The sequence below is a fragment of the Spirosoma sp. 209 genome, from assembly GCF_002006735.1.
Taxonomy (GTDB): domain Bacteria; phylum Bacteroidota; class Bacteroidia; order Cytophagales; family Spirosomataceae; genus Spirosoma; species Spirosoma sordidisoli.
Genome location: NZ_MVEC01000002.1, coordinates 231,490 through 249,557, shown reverse-complemented (window position 1 = coordinate 249,557; position 18,068 = coordinate 231,490). Strand labels below are relative to the sequence as shown.

Genomic DNA, 18,068 nt, shown 5'->3' with positions numbered 1-18,068 from the left:
AATGGCACAAAATCAGACGCTTACGGGTAAGGTCTCTGACCAAAAGGGGAATCCATTACCCGGTGTATCAGTGCTGGTGAAGGGAACTACTCAGGGCGCTACCACCGACGCTGACGGAAATTACCGGCTGAGTGTTCCCGGTAACGCACGGGTTGGTTTCAGTTTCATCGGCTTTCTGAGCCAGGAAATTGCAGTGGGCTCACAGTCGACCCTTAACGTTACCCTGGCCGAAGATACGCGGCAACTGGAAGAAGTAGTTGTATCCGGTCTGGCTACTACCGTAAAGCGATCTAACCTCGCTAATGCTGTAACCCGGCTCGACAGCAAGGACCTGACCGGCGCAACGAGCCCGGTTACTACGGATGCCGCGTTCCAGGGGAAAATTGCCGGTGCCAACATCGTGTCGAACAGTTCGGTACCGGGTGGTGGCTTTAACGTACAGTTCCGGGGTGTTTCTACCCTCGGCGCATCGGCCTCGCAGCCCCTGTTTATCGTAGACGGTGTCTATATTGACAATGGTCAGTATTCAAACGGGCGGTCGGCTGCCAATAAAGCGGCTGCGGGTTCGGCTCAGAGCACACAGGATAATAACGCCAACCGCCTGGCCGATTTGAACCCGGATGACATTGAAAGCATCGAAGTGCTGAAAGGCTCTTCGGCGGCTGCTATTTACGGTACCCGGGCTAATGCCGGTGTGGTCATCATCACGACCAAACGGGGTAAAGGTGGCAAAACAACCGTTTCGTTCGGGCAGGATCTGGGCTTCAGCAAAGCACTCAGCTACTACGGAGGAGCCGACTGGACCGAGCAGAAACTGACCGATTACTTCTCGGCATCGGAGATTCCGCAATTGCAGGCTGCGCGGGCCAACGGTACCTATACCGACTGGGAGCGGGTGGTCTATGGCGGCACCGGAGCGATCCGCAACACCCGGCTGGGCATCACGGGTGGTAACGAAAAAACCAAGTTCTACGTAAACGGCAGCATCTCCGACGAAACTGGTATCATTAAAAATACAGGCTTTCAGCGGTACTCGATCCGGGCTAACATTGATCATAAACTGACCAACTGGCTCGACTTCAGCATCAACTCGAACTACATCGTCAGCAACAACGACCGTGGCTGGACCGGTAACGATAACTCCTACATTAACTACGGTTATTCGTTGCCCTATACCAAGCCGTATATTAACCTGTATCCTGATGCCAACGGCCGTTACCCCGACAACGGATCGGGCGTAGGGGAGAACCCGCTGGCCGTTCGCGACCGGGCTATCAACAACCAGAAAAACAACCGGGTGCTGCAGGGCTTTACCGTAAACGCCCGGGCTATCAACACCGCCAAATCGTCGCTGACGTTCCGGGTGAACGGTGGTCTGGATTACCAGAACGGGTTTGCCACCATCTGGCTGCCTTCCGATCTGCAGTCGCAGCGGCAGGAGGCTAACCCCGGCTTTGCGCAGGATACCCGCACGGAGGTATTCAACTCCAACGTACAGCTGTCGGCCATCTATACGCAGGCGGTTATGGATGGTCGGTTGAATCTGACAACCTCGGCGGGCGCTGTCCGGCTGTTCAAGTACCTGCGCTCGAATTACGTGCGGGGTACAGGCCTGCCCGCGGGTGTGTCGAACCCATCGCGTGGTAAGGTAATCGACGGATTCGTCGAGTATCAGGAAAATACCGACGTGGGTGTGTTTGCTCAGCAGGATGCCAACTTCGAGGACAAGGTGATCGGTTCGGTTGGTATTCGTTTTGACAAATCGACACTCAACAGCGAGTTCGATAAATTCTATGCGTTTCCGCGGGCTGCCCTGGCGGTCAACGCGGCTCGTTTCGGTACCTGGGCCGGCAATACGGTTAGCCAGCTGAAATTCCGCGTAGCCTACGGGCAAACGGCTGGTCTGCCGACGTTCGGTACAACCTATTCGCAATTGCAGGTAGTGGGTATCGGCGGTCTGGGCGGTCTGGTGCCATCGACGGTGCTGGGTAACACCGCCATCAAGCCCGAGCGTGCAACTGAGCTGGAGTATGGTATCGATTTCGGCCTGTTCAACAACCGGGTAACGGGCGAATTGACGATGTACAACAAGAAAGTATTCGACCTGATTCAGCCGCTGACGACCGCACCAACAACGGGTGTAACCTCGACCCAGATTAACGCAGCTGACCTGACCAACAAAGGGGTAGAAATATCCTTGGGCGCTGATGTTGTCCGGAGCAGCAACTTCAGCTGGTTTGTACAGCCCATTTTCTGGTACAACCGCTCAAAGATTACCCGCCTGGCCATTCCTGAGCGCTTGACGGGTGGTTTCGGTGCTACGTTCGGTCAGTGGCGCGTGAAAGGTCCCGATCCCGATGGGACCACCTATTCGCCAACGCAGATCGTAGGCCAGCCCCGGACCGATCCGGCCAACGCCACCTCCTGGACGAGCTACGGCGACGCTCAGCCGAAATACGAGCTATCGCTGAACAACCGGATTACGTTCCTGAAGAACTTCGAATTTTCGGCGCTGCTCAACTACCGGCACAAGTTCACGGTCGTGTCACTCACCCGCGTCCTGTGGGATGAAGGCGGCAACACCTACGACTGGAATGAGACGGACGACGCTGGCAACGATGGTAAAACGCCGAACGGTATCTACCGGCAAAACGCCAACGGACTGGACGAAAGTGGCAACCCCAAGCCTGGTTATAACCCGGGTATCTACAGCTTCCTGAAGCTGCGCGAGGTTTCTCTGTACTACCGGATTCCTGCGCCGGCGCTGAAGCGTGTGTTTGGCAATGTTGTCAGCAACATTCGGGTCGGCGTATCGGGTAACAACGTACTGCGCTGGACCGACTATACGGCTGGTTACGACCCCGAGAACTCGAACTTCGGATCGCTGGCCCTGGGTGGTGGTGTCGACCTGGGTTCTACGCCCGCCGTTCGTCGGATGATGTTCCACCTCGCTGTTGACTTCTAGAAACGACCGAAATGCAGTCAGACGTACGTTCACGTTCCTAAAAATGAAACTCATGAAAAAACATACATCAATTGTGCTCACCAGCCTGCTGGTGGGTGGCCTGACGGCCTGTAATCCGCTCCAGACGGAAGAGGTCATTGATCCAAACTTCCCCAGCGTAGGGGCTGTAACCAACAATGCCACCAAAGCCCAGCTGGACGCGCTGTCGGTCGGTCAGTTTTCGCTGGCCCGGAATGGCCTGTCTACCTACCTGCTGGTAACCGGAACCATTGGTAAAGAGCTGTTCAACTTCAACGGTACCGAATCGCGCTGGATGACGGAGTTGAACGGACTGCGCCCCATCGACAACTCGGCGTTCTACAACACCGCCACCACCGGGTTCGGGTTGCCCGTTCGTCAGGCCAATATCACCCTGGCGGCTACCAACAACACCAGCTCCGTGTCTGACGCTGAAAAGAACGCGTACCGGGGCATTGCCAACACCTTCAAAGGACTGGCTTACCTGCAGATGCTGAATGCTCAGGGAACGAACGGTGTCCGTCTGAACGTGGAAGATCCGTTTAAACCAAGCAAAGCAGCTACCTACGCTGAGTCACTGGCTGGTATTGCCAAGTTTCTCGACGACGGGGCTTCGCAACTCGATCAGGCGGGGGCTGCTTTTCCGTTTTCGCTGCCATCGGGCTTTGCCGGGTTCACGACCCCGTCAACGTTCAAGCGGTTTAACCGAGCCATTGCCCTTCGCGTTGCCATCTATCAGGCCGACTGGGCGAAGGCCGCTACACTGCTGCCCCAGACGTTCTACAGCGCGACCGGCGACCTGAATGCAGGCCCTCGTCATACCTACAACCCAACTCCGCCCGATATTCAGAACCCATTGCTGAATACCTCGTCGAGCCAGATCGTAGGGGTTAAAGAGGTGTTTGATGCGGCTGAAGCCGGGGACAAGCGGCTCTCGAAAGTCCGGAAGCAGGCTACTCCGCTGAACTACACATCGGGCGTAACCTACAGCACCCCTTACCTGACGAACATGTACACGAGCGGCAGCGACCCCATTCCTATTATCCGGAACGAAGAGCTGGTACTGATTGCTGCCGAGATTGCGGCTCAGCAAAACAACGCAGCGGAAGCTACGCGTCTAATCAACGTCATCCGGACGGCGGCTGGTTTGCCTAACTACGCCGGAGCCACCACGAAAGATGCGCTGATCAACGCCATCCTGAAAGAGCGGCTGTACTCGCTGTTCTACGAAGGTCACCGCTGGGTCGATATGCGTCGGTACAACAAACTGAACGAGATCATTCTGCCGGTAGCCAACATGAAGGTGCTGGAGCGGCTCGAGCGGCCGGTGGCCGAAGTGAACTGGGACAAGTTCAACCCATAGACTGAGCTTGATTTACGCTTCACCAGGAGTACGCAGACTGAAAAGTATGATGTACTCCTGGTGATTTTTTTTATTCTCAACCTAGCCGTGACGGGTAATTGTGTACCAATTCAGAAAATACCAAAGTGCCACCATAATGATGAAAATGCCAATGGCTATTGTGAAATTCAACCACCGGTTGGTCGTTTTCTCATTGAGCCAGAAGTACAATGACACACATTGAATGACTAAAATACTGAGCAGGATAGGGTGAAAAAGTCGGTTATTGGCTTCCAATATCCTAAAATATAATAATATGGGTGTCAAGACTGTTGATGACACACCCAAACGACGAACTACATTCTTGAGACTCAGTGTGGTTGTCATTTTCGCTGAAGTTTCAGAATAGATTTCTGTTGTCTACGCTAGTTAGTAATCCTTTAGTGACGTAGAATAACAGGAAGTTATGAATTAATTGTTGCAATTGCAGTTAACTTCGATGTCTCTTGTGCATTGAGTGCGTGCATTCTCAACTGTATTATCCCAAATTGTCGCGGCTATCAGCACACAACTACCACCTGTTACTAAGCCGGACAGAAATGATACTATCTGCGCTGGTACAGCCCCTGCAGGTCCAACTACAAAAGAAGGAGCGGTTATGGTTGCTGAAACATAAACCTTAGTTTCCGCAGTTACCTTACCTACTCAAGATAACAATCTTCATTAGAAAAGAAGCATATACTGAAAGTTCAGTATATGCTTCTTTTCTAAGAAACGTTCTGTACTAATTGGGTTTCCGTCCTCTGCGTTTAAACGTATTTACTCGCCGGCAATAGGGTCCGGCGTGCCGTCTGGGTCGCCGGTGACGAAGCCGCGCGTTGGGAGTTTGCTGCCCCGGATCAGCAACAGGCCGGCCACGTGCGGAGCTGCCATGCTGGTACCACTCAGAACCGCGTACCGGCCATCCTTGTAGGTCGAGGTGATACGAACCCCGTAGGCACAAACGTCAACGCTGGAGCCGTAGTTGGAGAAGCTGGCAAACCGATTGGCTCGGTCCATAGCCGATACGGTGAAGACGTTGGTAGTGTTGAGCCGGGCGGGAGTGGCCTCGTTGGCGTTCTGGCCGTCATTGCCGGCTGCGATGGCGAACAGGATACCGCTGTTGGCTGCCTGCCGGATGGCGTTTTCCAGCGTTACCGATACCCCCTCGCCACCCAGGCTCAGGTTCACGACATCACCGGCTTTGCCATTCTGACGAACATAGTTTACGGCCTGAATAATACCCGATAGCCGCCCTTCGCCCAGCTGGTTGAGCACTTTCAGCGCAACCAGACGCGCCCCTGAGGCCACCCCCGTTACTCCAACGCCGTTATTGCGGGCGCCGATAATACCGGCTACGTGGGTACCGTGCCCGTTCTGATCGTCGGCCGAGGTAACCCCACTCACAAACGAGCGGCTACGCTCCGTGTCGACGTTCAGATCGGGGTGGTCGAGGTCAATGCCAGTATCGACTACCCAAACCGTTTTGCCGGTCTGCAAATCGCCCCGACCATAGCCGGTCTGCTGGACGTTCCAGTACACGGTGCTGGGTGCGGCCACATCGACGCAGTTGCAAATCGACATAATCCGATCTGGCTCGACCATAGAAACGGTCGGGTCCTGCTGGAGCTGCTTGGCTTCGGCAGCGGACAGATGGGCCAGGAAACTGGTCTGCTCCGTGGAGGCCAGCAGCTCCGGCGCATCGTCTTCGATGCGGTGGCGAGCCAGTAGCTGGTCAATCCCGGCGCGGGCGGCACTTATCCGGGCGTTGGGCGAGCCGGGCAGCGACTGCTCAGGCTGGTACGTGACGATGTACGAACCCGCGATGGCCTGGCCGTTCAGGGCGGAGGCTTTGACCAGGCAGTCGGCCGAGAAGGTGGGCTCGACGTCTCGATCGGAGCGGCAACCGAACACAGCAAGCCCCGCCAGCACAACATACGTAGCCGTTGTAGAGAAAATAAAACGTTGCATGAACGAGTCAGGAGGATAAAATTAGCCGGAGAAAACAGTGGGTACACCTAGCTCATACGCGAATCAACAGTCAACCGTTGCGGCTGTTACTAAAACGTTAAACCGGGGTTTATGGTGCAGCAAGGCGGCTCTTTTCTGCCAGTGGCCGGATCGGAATGAACACCACCCGCCCGGCTACCGGGAAATGCGTTTCGATCGTGGGCTGGCCCAAACGCCGGTAAAACTCCGCCACCTGGTCCGGCGTCAGTAAATCGGGGTAGAGATTGATACCCGCGAAGTTATTTGTCCGCAAAAAATTGATAAAAAAGCGCCAGTCAGCTTCCGTGAATGACCTTCCAGGTGTCAAAAGCCTCGGCCAGCCATCGCGCAGGAAGGGTTGAATCTGGCTGGGGTGAAGCCGCCCGAAATACTGACCGACTACGTGTTTGTCGTAAAACCGACGAAAGGTGAAAACTGCATTCTGTTGTTTGTAGTAGGGACAAAGCCCTTCGGCCATGCCGGGTCCATCGGCTCCGACGGCGCAGAAGGGCCAGTCGAGAACGGCCTTACCCGGCTGCTGACGGATGGTCTGGCAATAGCGGAGCAGGTCATCAGAGGCCACGAGCGTAGGCAGCGTGGTGCGCAGGTACAAGCCATATGACCATTCGCTGACCATTAGCAGCAACACCCCAGCCGTGGCGATCAGACCGGTTCGGTTGGTAGGCCAGCGGAGCGGTAAAGCCAGCAGGACCAGCAGAACCGGATAAACCAGGCTGGCCCGGCCGCCGTGCCGGTTGAAGCTAAACCAGGGAAACAGCTTGAGCGTAGGCAGTACCGCCGGATGATACAGCAGACACAATACCAGCATCAGCACCACTGGCAGCCACAGTCCAACCTGCCGCCGGGTCTGCCACAGTCCCACGCCAGCCAGTATGGTCAGGTATAAACCCGGGCTACCCTGCCCGTAGCTCTCGAACGTATCCCGCAGCCACGACTGGTAAGGCACTACAAAGGCGTCTAGGCCCGGGAGATGAGGCAGAAACAGCCGTAACGGATGCGACCAGGCGCGGAGGGGAGGCATGGCGGCAAAATCGAACTCCCAGGCGGTGAAGGCGATCTGGAGGGTGAGCGGCAGATACAAAAAAGTGCTGATAAGAGTCAGGACCAGCATCAGAATCACCTGTCGGGGCTGACGGGTCCAGGAAGCGGCCAGGTACCGACTCAGCTGCGCCATCCATTGGGCCGGACGGGGGTGTTGTCGGTAGAGAACGACGCCCGCAACGGGCAGCGCCAGGGTGGTGAACGTAAGCGCATAACCCGCTACATAGCCCAGCTCCTGGCTCAGCACCTGCACATGGAGCCATACCCACAGCAGAACGAACACCAGCGAAACCAGTTGTCGGTTCACAAGGTCGTGAAGCAGGCAATAGGTGGCTATCATACACAGGATAGTCCAGTGGCCGACGCAGACGTTCATATGGACCGGAAACTTGAAGATCGCATAGAGGTTGAAAACCGACACGATCAGCCCGGCCGCAAACGATCGGCCGGTGCCAAAGCGGGGCTGAAGCAACAGGTACGTTCCCAGCGCAGCTACCAGCAGACTGTAGATGTAATAATACTGGAGATAGGGACCGGCATACCTACCATGAAACTGGTAACACAGGGCGTACCAATAGTCGCGCTCAAACCCCCAGGGTAGAAACACCTGGTTCAGGCCATAGGGGTAAAACGATTGGTTATTAACCAGATCGAGATGGGGGAAGGGCCACAGAGAGAGATTTTTGCCGAAATAATAGCCCGCGTACTCGTACTGATCCGTGTCGTCGCCGTCGGACAGGGGGCGGCTGAAATCATCCACGACCCAGGCGCCCAGGATAGCCGTAAGGATGGTTAGAAACAGGGGCCAGGGCCAGCCAGCGGCAGCGTGGGCGGGTCGGTGAATCGAAGCGGAGGAAGCAGTGGGCATGGGAGTGGACAGGCGATTGTCGGAAGGAGGTGGGCAAAAGTCTCAGTAAACGGCTATTTTTGCAAACCAGAGACCGGGCCAACCGACTCGTTTGGCCCGCAAGCCAAGTATCTGACAGACATACATACGATTCAGATGGGCTAAAAAAACCATCCCTCCTTACATATGGCCGATTATAACCACCGCGAAACCGAGCAGAAATGGCAACGGTTTTGGGACGAAAACCAGACGTATCGCACGCAGACCAGCACCGGCAAACCGAAATACTATGTGCTCGACATGTTTCCGTATCCTTCCGGAGCCGGACTGCACGTTGGTCACCCGCTGGGCTATATCGCTTCGGATATCGTGTCGCGGTACAAGCGGCTGAAAGGCTATAATGTCCTGCACCCGATGGGATTCGATAGCTTCGGCCTCCCCGCCGAGCAGTACGCCATTCAGACCGGTCAGCATCCGGCCCTGACCACCGAGCAGAACCTGACGCGCTATATCGAACAACTCAAAAATATTGGCTTCAGCTACGACTGGTCGCGCGAGGTGCGTACCTCCGATCCGGCCTACTACAAGTGGACGCAGTGGATCTTCATGGAACTGTTCCGGTCGTGGTACAACAAAGACACGGACCGGGCCGAGCCCATCGAGACGCTGCTGGAGAAGTTTGCTACCAACGGAACCACTGATGTCAACGCTGTCTGTGACGATGACCGCGAGCCCCTGACGTTTACCGCTGCGGAGTGGAACGCCATGTCGGCCGAAGAGTCGTACGAAATTACGCTCAGATACCGCCTGACCTACCTGGCCGATGCCGTTGTGAACTGGTGTCCGGCCCTCGGTACGGTGCTGGCCAATGATGAAGTGAAGGACGGCGTTTCGGAACGGGGCGGCTACCCCGTTGAGCAGAAGCTCATGCGCCAGTGGATGATGCGGATTACGGCCTATGCCGACCGGTTGCTCACTGGTCTCGATACCATCGACTGGACCGAATCGATCAAGGAACAGCAGCGGAACTGGATCGGCAAAAGCGTTGGCGCCAGCGTGAAGTTCCCCTTGCCCGACGCGCCGGTGGCGGGTGAGCAGCCCAAAACCATCGAAGTATTTACCACCCGTGTCGATACAATCTATGGCGTAACCTTTATGGTGCTGGCTCCCGAACATGAGCTGGTGCCGGGCCTGACTACGCCAGAACAGCGCGACGCGGTTGACGCCTACGTAAATGCCGCCAAACTGCGTTCCGAGCGTGATCGTATGGCCGAAACCAAAGTCGTATCGGGCGTATTCACGGGGAGCTACTGCCTCAATCCGCTCAACGGGGAGAAGGTGCCTGTTTTCCTGGCCGATTACGTGCTGGCCGGGTACGGTACCGGTGCTGTCATGGCCGTTCCGTCGGGCGATCAGCGCGATTATCTGTTCGCTAAGCACTTTAATTTGCCAATTGTGCCGGTGCTGGACGCTCAGAAAGAGATAGACATCCAGGCCGACAATACCAAAGAAGGGCGGTACATCAACTCGGGCATCATCAACGGTATGACCTATGCCGAAGCCGTACCGACGCTGATTGCCTGGCTCGAAGCCCGCGGACTGGGCCGTGGAAAGGTTAATTTCCGGATGCGCGACGCCGTTTTCAGCCGCCAGCGCTACTGGGGCGAACCCGTACCGGTCTATTTCAAAGAAGGAGGGTCAACGGGACGGCTGCCCTATCTGATCGATGAACAGGATTTACCCGTTGAACTGCCGGCGGTTGACAAATACCTGCCCACCGAGACCGGCGAGCCACCGCTGGGCCGCGCCGAAGGCTGGAAGTACAAAGGGCAGTATGAGTACGAGCTGAGCACCATGCCCGGCTGGGCGGGCTCGTCGTGGTACTGGTACCGCTACATGGACCCGCAGAACGAGACCGAGTTTGCGAGCCGCGAAGCCATCAGCTACTGGCAGAACGTAGACCTGTACATTGGTGGTACCGAACATGCAACCGGTCACCTGCTCTACAGCCGTTTCTGGAATAAATTCCTGAAAGACCGGGGCTACGTGCCGCAGGAGGAGCCGTTCAAAAAGCTCATCAATCAGGGCATGATTCAGGGGCGGTCAAACTTTGTCTACCGGCTCAAAGGGACCGGGCAGGAAGGGCAACCCGCCGTTTTTGTGTCGCTCAACCAGATTCAGGGTAGAGAGGTGACGCCCTTACACGTGGATGTGAACATAGTCGAAAACGACGTGCTCGACATTGACGCGTTCCGCAACGCCCGGCCCGACCTGACCGAAAACGCCGAGTTCATCTGTGAACCCGACGGCCGCTATGTTGTAGGGGCCGAAGTCGAGAAGATGTCGAAGTCGAAGTTCAACGTGGTTAACCCCGATACGATCGTGGAGCGCTACGGGGCCGACGTGCTGCGTTTGTACGAGATGTTTCTCGGACCGCTCGAGCAGGCTAAACCCTGGAACACCAACGGAATAGATGGCGTATACCGGTTCATCCGTAAATTCTGGCGATTGTTCTATAAGGACAATGCTGCCGGGGCATCGGATGCCGGATCGAGCCAGTGGATAGTGACCGATGAGCAGCCGACCCCCGCCGAGCTGAAAATTCTGCACCGGACCATCAAGAAAACGCAGGACGACATCGATGCCTATTCGTTCAACACGTCGGTAAGCTCGTTCATGATCTGCGTCAACGAGCTGGCCTCGCTCGACTGCCATAAGCGCTCGGTATTGCAGGATCTGGTGCTGCTGCTGTCGCCCTTTGCGCCCCATATTACCGAAGAATTATGGGCGGCATTGGGGAACGAACCAGGAACGGTTTCGCAGGCCAGCTTCCCGGTTTTCAACCCGGCCTATCTGGTTGAAGACGCCTTCGAGTACCCGATTCAGATTAACGGCAAGGTGCGTACCACGATCAGTTTTGCCATCGACCGCGCGCCGACCGACATCGAACGGGAGGTGCTGGCCGACGAGATCGTTCAGAAATGGCTCGAAGGAAAGACGCCCAAGAAAGTGGTTGTCGTGCCAAAGCGTATTGTCAATGTGGTGATATAGACGATTTTGAGCCATATTGGGCCCAGTTTCCTGATAGTCGGGAGGCTGGGCTTATTTTTTTTAGGCATGTCATCTAACCGTAACCGTCTATTTGTTCTACTTCTATTTTTTCTGTCCGGGTTTGCTGCTTTACTCTACCAGGTTGTCTGGCAGCGGCTCCTGGTGTTCTACACAGGCTCCGATACGGTCAGCATCAGTCTGATAGTTTCAGCTTTCATGACCGGGCTGGGTATTGGCTATCTGGCCGGGGGGCGGCTGGCCGACCGGTCGGCACCGCCGGTCAATTTGCGTTACTTTATCGGGGCCGAGCTGGGCATTATGGGCTTTGCTGCGGGTAGCAAATGGCTCCTGTATGACTTTCTCTACGCGTCTGCTCCACCCCTGGGCGATAGTCCCATTATCCTGTACGCTATTGTGTTCGGAGTTCTGCTGGTGCCCACGTTTCTAATGGGGCTATCGTTGCCGGTGCTGTCCCGGGCGTTCCGGTTCGGCGAAATGGACCAGCAGGCGCGTTACATCAGCCTGCTCTATTTCATCAATACGCTGGGAGCATCGCTGGGGGCCCTGATCACGGGATTCCTGCTGGTCCGGCGGCTCGGGTTCGACCAGGCCATCTGGGTGGGTGCGGCCCTGAACGGCGTTTGTGCCGCATCCGCCTACCTGCTGAGTCGACAGGCATCTTTGTCCGGGGAGGTGTTGGTCAGCGGATCGGATGCGGGCTCAAAAGTGCCCCTGCGGCTTACGCCGGTCCTGACGATCTGGTCGGTACAGTACTTTATGTCAGGGCTGGCAGCGTTATCACTCGAACTCATCTGGTTCAGGATACTGGAAACCCTCATCAAGTCAGTGTCGCTGACGTTTGCCGTGCTGTTGGCCATCTACCTGGGGTCAATGGCTATCGGTACCGTAGTGGGCACCCGGTTCGGCAACCGGTCGGCCCGTTGGCGTGAACGTCTTTTCCTGGTGTGTCAGCTAAGCCTGTACGCGTACACCATTCTGGCCCTCACGGCGTTTTTGTACGGTATTGCCCATTGGCCGGCCCTGCGGTTTCTGTGGGATTACTTCGCCAGTGGAGAGCCGGTTCTGACTCCGCGTTTCAGCATCTTCACCTACGGCCTAGTACCGGTCTTTCTGCTGTTTTTACCCACCTTCCTGATGGGAATGAGTTTCGCCTTGTCCCAGTCTCTACTCCAGGACAAGCCCGATGAAGTGGGTCGCCGGGTGGGCTGGTTACAGTTTGTGAATATTGCCGGATCGGCCGTTGGAGCATGGGGGATCACGTGGGTGGGCTTCCCGCTGCTCGGTACCGCAATGCTCGTACGAATTATCGGGTGCCTGGGGCTAGTGTACATCATCGTGCTGGCTGTTCGTCGGCACTGGTCCGCTGGTCTGGCCGTCGTCATGGCCGGTGCGTTGGTACTGGTGAGCCTGACCATACCCGATAATGCGCGGTTCTGGCAGCTGATGAACGGCATCGAAACGCCCGATCAGTTCGTCTTCGACGAGAACGAATCGGCAGTGTCGGTGATCAAACGGTCGCCGGATCGGAAGCTGGGTGTCGTTTTTGTCAACGGGTTGGGGCAGAGTGCGCTGCCTTACTCGACCGACGAGATTCATACGTTACTGGGAGCGTTGCCGCTCATGATTCATCCCCGGCCCGAGCGGGTTGCCGTGATTGGTCTGGGATCGGCCGGTACGGTCAACGGGATAGCCGGTCGGGCAGAAACGCAGCGGATCGATTGTTTTGAGATTGCCACTAACCAGGCGGCTGTACTGGCGGAGTATGCGGAGCAGGCGGGCGATTCGGCCATACAAACCCTGCTGCACGACGAGCGGCTGCATCTGATTTTTCGGGATGGGCGATACGCTATCCGTAACCAGGCCATTCGCTATGACATCATCGAAGCCGATGCCCTGCGGCCAGCCTCTGCCTATTCGGGTAATGTATATTCGAGAGAGTATTTTGAGCTGCTCAGGGCGAAACTGAAACCTGGCGGACTGGCTGTTACCTGGTGTCCGACGGCGCGGGTGCTCAATACGTTTCGCTCCGTTTTTCCGTACGTCGCCTACTGCGATAAACTACTGCTCATCGGGAGTAATCAACCCATAAAACTGGACTGGGCCGCCATTCGGCAACGGGCTGGCAGTGTTTACAGCCGGCAGCATTATGGGCGGTCAGGGATACAGATAGAGCCCCTGCTGGCCCGCTACGGCCACGGTATGCGGTTGTTGCCGGCCACTGCGACACGCACGGACGAAATCAATACCGACCTGTTTCCCAAAGACGAATATAGCATCCGGGTCAACGATCGGGCCCGGTTCTGATCGACAGGGGATCGTTCCTGGTAGCAGCCCCACTTACGTGAGCCAGGGCTACTACCAGGGAACCGGCTTTAGTGGACTACCCCCTGCAGTGAGGTATCGGCCAGCGCCTGTCGTACCTGGGCGGTCAGGGTGAGCGAATGTTTGCGGGCCTCGTGGTCGAATATCGGCGCGGTAATAATCAGCTCGTCGGCCTGCGTCTGGTCAAGGAAACTGGCCAGGCCCCGCTGTACCGTTCCGGCCGAACCAACCGCCGAGCAACTCAGCACCGACTCGATACCCGCCAGTTCATAGTCGGGCCACAACGCCTGAATATCGTCGACCGGGGGTTGCATCTGCCGGGCTTTGCCGCGCCGGATGTGAAGAAACTGTTGCTGAACGGAGGTAAACAAGCGCTCGGCTTCCTGATCCGTATCGGCGGCTATGACGTTCACGGCCACCATCGCGTAGGGTTCCTGCAACTGAGCCGAGGGCTTGAACTGCGACCGATAGACCTGCAGAGCCCGCATCAGCTGCGCCGGTGCGAAGTGGGAGGCAAAGGCATAGGGTAAACCCAGCAGGGCGGCCAGCTGGGCCCCGAACAGGCTGGATCCCAAAATCCAGATCGGTATGTCTAAACCAGAGCCGGGAATAGCCTGAACGAACTGGCCGGAGTCGTCGGGCTGAAAATAGCGCTGCAGCTCAATGACATCCTGCGGAAACGTATCGGGCCCTGTTGCGTCCCGGCGTAGCGCCCGGGCGGTAGCCTGATCGGAGCCGGGCGCGCGACCCAGACCCAGATCGATTCGGCCGGGATAGAGCGACTCCAGCGTGCCGAACTGTTCAGCGATGACCAGGGGCGAATGGTTGGGGAGCATGATACCGCCGGAGCCAACGCGGATAGTCTGGGTGCCGCCGGCTACGTACCCAATCACGACCGAGGTGGCAGCGCTGGCAATACCAGGCATGTTATGGTGCTCGGCCAGCCAGTACCGGTTGTAGCCTAGCTCTTCAGCATGCCGGGCCAGATCTAATGTATTATGTAGCGCCTGACTGGCGGTGTTGCCAGCCACAATGGGCGATAAATCAAGAACTGAAAAGGGAATCATACTACGTTGATGGGCCGTTGGGCCCGGTTTACGGCAACGGGCGGCCTGATCCGGTTGGATGAAGCACCGATGCTTACCTATAGGCAACAACGCAGCTTGCCCGAACGGTTCCTGGCCATAATTAGCCGCGAGCCTGGTCGGGGCGCAAACACAATGGTACGTAAACGGAAGGCTGTAACTTCGAAGAAAAGCTACTCCTGCGGAAAAACGATCTGATCCTCTCCAGCCTGGGGCTCGAAGACGGAAACCCGAAAGCCGCTGGCCGATTCGTTGGTGGCCGCATCGGGCAGGTTGCCGGTGCTCAGGTAATCGAGCAGCTGTTCGGTCCTGGCGAAGTTGATCGTTTGGGTTGCCGGGCGGTCATGGAGCCGATCCGTGTCTGACGAGTCAGCCTCAACGGGCTGGATCTGTACCGTAACGACGGCGTAGTCATGGGTGCGGGCCATCACCTCGAGCGGAGCACTGTCGGCCTGGCCGGTTTGTCGGTGAACGTTCAGGATAGTGAAGGCATTGCCCTGATTGCCCATATTATGCAGCAACCATTCATAGATAGTTTCCATAGGGTACGTTGGTATAGCAGGTGTTCTGAATAAAGGTCAGCGGCAACCGGCTTCGGGTACAACCGGACGGTCCTGATCCTTGTTCAGGGTTTCTACCCGACGGCCCCCGGCCAATTTATCGGAATCGCCATCCCGAATAGCCGGGTAAGCTAGGCCAGACGCTGTTCTTTTTAGTAGGTTTGCGGCATGAAAAACTGCATTGCTGTTAGTCTGCTGGCGCTTTCGCTGGTCACCTGCTCGCCCAAAACCTACACGCGCATTCCTGCCGGTGGGGCCTACCAATTTTTTAAATACACACCTGGGCAGCCCGTCCGTATTTCAGCCCACCGGGGTGGGGGCGATCTGAAAGGATATCCCGAAAACTGCATCGAATCATTTGCGTACCTGGCTAAACAAACTCCCGTCATCATCGAGTGCGACATCGACCTGACCAAAGACAGCGTACTGGTGATGATGCACGACGCCACCCTCGACCGCACCACAACCGGAACCGGCAAGCTTATCGAAAAAACCTACGCTGAGTTGAGCCCGTACCGGCTGGAAGATAACCAGGGTAATCAGACACCCTACAAAATTCCTACGCTGGAGCAGGTTCTGCGTTGGGGAAAAAATAAAGTAGCCTTTACCCTCGACGTGAAGCGAAACGTATCGTTTGAGAAGATAGTCGACATGATCCATCGCACCGGCGCGGGCGACTATGCCGCTGTGATCACCTATAACGCGCAGGATGCCGGCAAGCTGCACAAGCTCGACCCGGCGCTGATGATCTCCGTCACGATCCGCAACCGTGCTGAATACGACCGACTGCGTGAACTGGGCGTGCCGGACAATCGCATGATTGCGTTCGTGGGCGTCAAAGAACCGGACAAGGCGTTATACGATTTTCTGCACCAGAAAGGGATTGCCTGTATCCTCGGCACCCTGGGTAACCTCGACCGGCAGGCCGCTGCCAAAGGTGACCAGCTCTATAAAAAATTTGCCGACAACGGGGCCGACGTAATGAGTACCGATCGGCCCCTGGAAATGGCAAAGGTGCTGTACTAAACGCTGACGCCCCGGCATGCTGGTTTCGATCAGGCCGGGGCGCCAGCGTTTAATAGCCGAGCGTGAACCGCTGCCGAACAAACTGGGGTTGCTCCACCTCATTCAGAATAGCCACGGCCAGGTCGGCTACCGAAATGGCCGATCCTCCGTTTTCATCGAAAACGGGCTGGTCAGTGCCGAGTCGGAACGTGCCGGTACGCGCGCCGGGCGCCAGCCCGATGGCCGGACTGATAAAGGTCCACTCCAGGGTCGTATTTTTTCGAATGATGTTGAGGTAATCGCGGGCCGCCGTGGCGCCTGCCTTCCAGTCGGCCGGAAACTGAGGGGTGTCAACCAGTTGAACACCCGGCGCCACCTCCAGGCTTCCCGCTCCGCCCACAACCAGCAGTCGTTTAACGCCTGCCTGCTCAGTGCCTTTCTCGATTGCTTCGCAGCCAGCCAGAAAATCGGTATACAGGTTCGGGTTTGTCCAGCCTGCGTTGAATGAGTTGATAACGGCATCGTGGCCCGCTACCAGTGTCGCCACCGTATCGGCCTGCTGCGCATCGCCCGGCTGAACGCTCAGGTTAGGGTGGGTAGTGGTGATTTTATCAGGATGGCGAACAATGGCCGTGACCGAATGACCGCGTTCCAGCGCTTCGGTAAGTACGGCAGATCCGACAAAGCCAGATGCGCCAATAAGGGCAATTTTCATACGTATAACCGATTTATGTAAAAAAAATGTAATAAAAATTGTTACAGTTATGGGTAAAAAAATTAATCGAACCGGTGGCTGAAGTCGGCCAGTGTGCTGTCGCCCAGTTTCTGAACGAGCGCTTCTTCAGCCTCCTGATAGAGCTCTTCCAGGTGCCGGTTGATTTCTTTGCCGACGGGGCAATTGGGGTTGGGTTTGTTACGGGACGTACCCAGAAATGGGCCCTGGCGGGTGGCCAGAAAGATATCCGACACCCGCACCTGATCAGCCGGTTTGGCCAGCCTGCTCCCCCCGTTCTTGCCTTCGCGGCTGACTACCAGCCCATTTCGACGGAGGTTGCCAATCTCCTTACGAACCAGAACCGGGTTTATGTTGATGCTGCCCGCAATCAGATCCGACGACACCCATTCACCCTCAGCCGCTTTGGCCAACAGGGTAAGAATGTGCATCGATATCGTGAATTGTCCGGTCATTACTGTAGTTAATAATGTTACAGTTTGTAATGAATAATAATTCCCTTTATCGCTGAAATTTTTTGTAGACTGCATGTACCAACTGCATACAGGCAGCGGGCAGACGAATACGTGGCAACCAATCAGACCGCAACTACAGACCGGCAGGAATCCGTGTCGATTCAGCGTAACCGGCTGGCGTACGTGGGTTTTGTTGCTCTTGCGTTGCTGGCAGGGCTGGCTTCCCGTCGTTTTTTCGGCGACATCCCGTTTATCAGGCTTTATGCGGGTGATGTTCTCTGGGCGCTGATGGTTTTTTTTGGCTTTTGTACCCTCCTCCCCGGTTGGCCTGCCGGCTGGCTGGCGCTGGTGACGCTGTTGTTTTCATTTGGAATAGAAGCCAGCCAGCTGATTCACGAACCCTGGCTTGAGGCTATCCGGGCAACCCGGCTGGGCGGGCTTATACTGGGCTTTTCATTTGTGTGGAGCGACCTGCTTTGCTATAGCCTCGGCGCGCTGATCGGGTATCTGATGGACGCGTACCTGATGCCAGGCCGATATCGGCGTATACTAAAGCGGTAACGTCGCGGAGAAA

General features: G+C 56.5%; 12 protein-coding genes. 6 read left to right on the top strand and 6 right to left on the bottom strand.

From position 1 onward, the window contains the following. Position 1 precedes the first annotated feature (1 nt). Together B1C80_RS04235 and B1C80_RS04230 are read left to right on the top strand one after the other, a co-directional pair. A complete protein-coding gene (locus B1C80_RS04235; protein ID WP_236648610.1) occupies positions 2-2,965 on the top strand; it encodes a SusC/RagA family TonB-linked outer membrane protein in 2,964 nt (987 codons plus the stop codon). A gap of 52 nt (positions 2,966-3,017) precedes the next feature. Further along, on the top strand, positions 3,018-4,346 hold the full coding sequence (locus tag B1C80_RS04230) for a RagB/SusD family nutrient uptake outer membrane protein (RefSeq protein WP_077920087.1): 1,329 nt from the start codon (positions 3,018-3,020) through the stop codon (positions 4,344-4,346). Positions 4,347-5,144: 798 nt separating this feature from the next. Here the strand turns inward: B1C80_RS04230 and B1C80_RS04225 are convergent. Further along, positions 5,145-6,335, bottom strand: a complete 1,191-nt coding sequence (locus tag B1C80_RS04225) for a S8 family peptidase (protein ID WP_077919817.1) — start codon at positions 6,333-6,335, stop codon at positions 5,145-5,147. Between the two features lie 109 nt (positions 6,336-6,444). Beyond that, positions 6,445-8,283 carry a hypothetical protein gene (locus B1C80_RS04220; RefSeq protein WP_236648609.1) on the bottom strand — a complete coding sequence of 613 codons (1,839 nt, stop codon included), beginning with the start codon at positions 8,281-8,283 and terminating at the stop codon, positions 6,445-6,447. A 165-nt stretch (positions 8,284-8,448) separates the two neighbouring features. Here B1C80_RS04220 and leuS point away from each other — a divergent pair, with 165 nt between their 5' ends. Both leuS and B1C80_RS04210 read left to right on the top strand, forming a co-directional pair. Then, complete coding sequence (gene leuS, locus B1C80_RS04215; RefSeq protein WP_077919816.1) at positions 8,449-11,313, top strand: leucine--tRNA ligase; 2,865 nt, start codon at positions 8,449-8,451, stop codon at positions 11,311-11,313. A gap of 66 nt (positions 11,314-11,379) precedes the next feature. Continuing rightward, the gene (locus tag B1C80_RS04210; RefSeq protein ID WP_077919815.1) at positions 11,380-13,638 is read left to right on the top strand and encodes a fused MFS/spermidine synthase; all 2,259 of its coding nucleotides are present in this window, start codon (positions 11,380-11,382) and stop codon (positions 13,636-13,638) included. 68 nt (positions 13,639-13,706) lie between these two features. On the opposite strand, the gene B1C80_RS04205 is transcribed toward B1C80_RS04210, so the two are convergent. Both B1C80_RS04205 and B1C80_RS04200 read right to left on the bottom strand, forming a co-directional pair. Continuing rightward, positions 13,707-14,723 carry an LLM class flavin-dependent oxidoreductase gene (locus B1C80_RS04205; RefSeq protein WP_077919814.1) on the bottom strand — a complete coding sequence of 339 codons (1,017 nt, stop codon included), beginning with the start codon at positions 14,721-14,723 and terminating at the stop codon, positions 13,707-13,709. A gap of 191 nt (positions 14,724-14,914) precedes the next feature. Continuing rightward, on the bottom strand, positions 14,915-15,283 hold the full coding sequence (locus B1C80_RS04200; RefSeq protein ID WP_077919813.1) for a hypothetical protein: 369 nt from the start codon (positions 15,281-15,283) through the stop codon (positions 14,915-14,917). Between the two features lie 186 nt (positions 15,284-15,469). Here B1C80_RS04200 and B1C80_RS04195 point away from each other — a divergent pair, with 186 nt between their 5' ends. Continuing rightward, on the top strand, positions 15,470-16,327 hold the full coding sequence (locus B1C80_RS04195) for a glycerophosphodiester phosphodiesterase family protein (protein ID WP_077919812.1): 858 nt from the start codon (positions 15,470-15,472) through the stop codon (positions 16,325-16,327). Between the two features lie 49 nt (positions 16,328-16,376). Here the strand turns inward: B1C80_RS04195 and B1C80_RS04190 are convergent, their stop codons facing one another. Further along, complete coding sequence (locus B1C80_RS04190) at positions 16,377-17,021, bottom strand: NAD(P)-dependent oxidoreductase (RefSeq protein WP_077919811.1); 645 nt, start codon at positions 17,019-17,021, stop codon at positions 16,377-16,379. A gap of 62 nt (positions 17,022-17,083) precedes the next feature. Next, a complete protein-coding gene (locus tag B1C80_RS04185; protein WP_077919810.1) occupies positions 17,084-17,494 on the bottom strand; it encodes an Rrf2 family transcriptional regulator in 411 nt (136 codons plus the stop codon). 111 nt (positions 17,495-17,605) lie between these two features. Between B1C80_RS04185 and B1C80_RS28660 the strand changes: the two genes are divergently transcribed. Further along, positions 17,606-18,055 carry a DUF2809 domain-containing protein gene (locus B1C80_RS28660; RefSeq protein WP_236648608.1) on the top strand — a complete coding sequence of 150 codons (450 nt, stop codon included), beginning with the start codon at positions 17,606-17,608 and terminating at the stop codon, positions 18,053-18,055. Positions 18,056-18,068 lie beyond the last annotated feature (13 nt).

Coding starts and splice junctions, on each gene's coding strand:
- B1C80_RS04235 (WP_236648610.1), top strand. CDS start 2: ATGGCACAAAATCAGACGCTTACGGGTAAGGTCTCTGACCAAAAGGGG.
- B1C80_RS04230 (WP_077920087.1), top strand. CDS start 3,018: ATGAAAAAACATACATCAATTGTGCTCACCAGCCTGCTGGTGGGTGGC.
- B1C80_RS04225 (WP_077919817.1), bottom strand. CDS start 6,335: ATGCAACGTTTTATTTTCTCTACAACGGCTACGTATGTTGTGCTGGCG.
- B1C80_RS04220 (WP_236648609.1), bottom strand. CDS start 8,283: ATGCCCACTGCTTCCTCCGCTTCGATTCACCGACCCGCCCACGCTGCC.
- leuS (WP_077919816.1), top strand. CDS start 8,449: ATGGCCGATTATAACCACCGCGAAACCGAGCAGAAATGGCAACGGTTT.
- B1C80_RS04210 (WP_077919815.1), top strand. CDS start 11,380: ATGTCATCTAACCGTAACCGTCTATTTGTTCTACTTCTATTTTTTCTG.
- B1C80_RS04205 (WP_077919814.1), bottom strand. CDS start 14,723: ATGATTCCCTTTTCAGTTCTTGATTTATCGCCCATTGTGGCTGGCAAC.
- B1C80_RS04200 (WP_077919813.1), bottom strand. CDS start 15,283: ATGGAAACTATCTATGAATGGTTGCTGCATAATATGGGCAATCAGGGC.
- B1C80_RS04195 (WP_077919812.1), top strand. CDS start 15,470: ATGAAAAACTGCATTGCTGTTAGTCTGCTGGCGCTTTCGCTGGTCACC.
- B1C80_RS04190 (WP_077919811.1), bottom strand. CDS start 17,021: ATGAAAATTGCCCTTATTGGCGCATCTGGCTTTGTCGGATCTGCCGTA.
- B1C80_RS04185 (WP_077919810.1), bottom strand. CDS start 17,494: ATGACCGGACAATTCACGATATCGATGCACATTCTTACCCTGTTGGCC.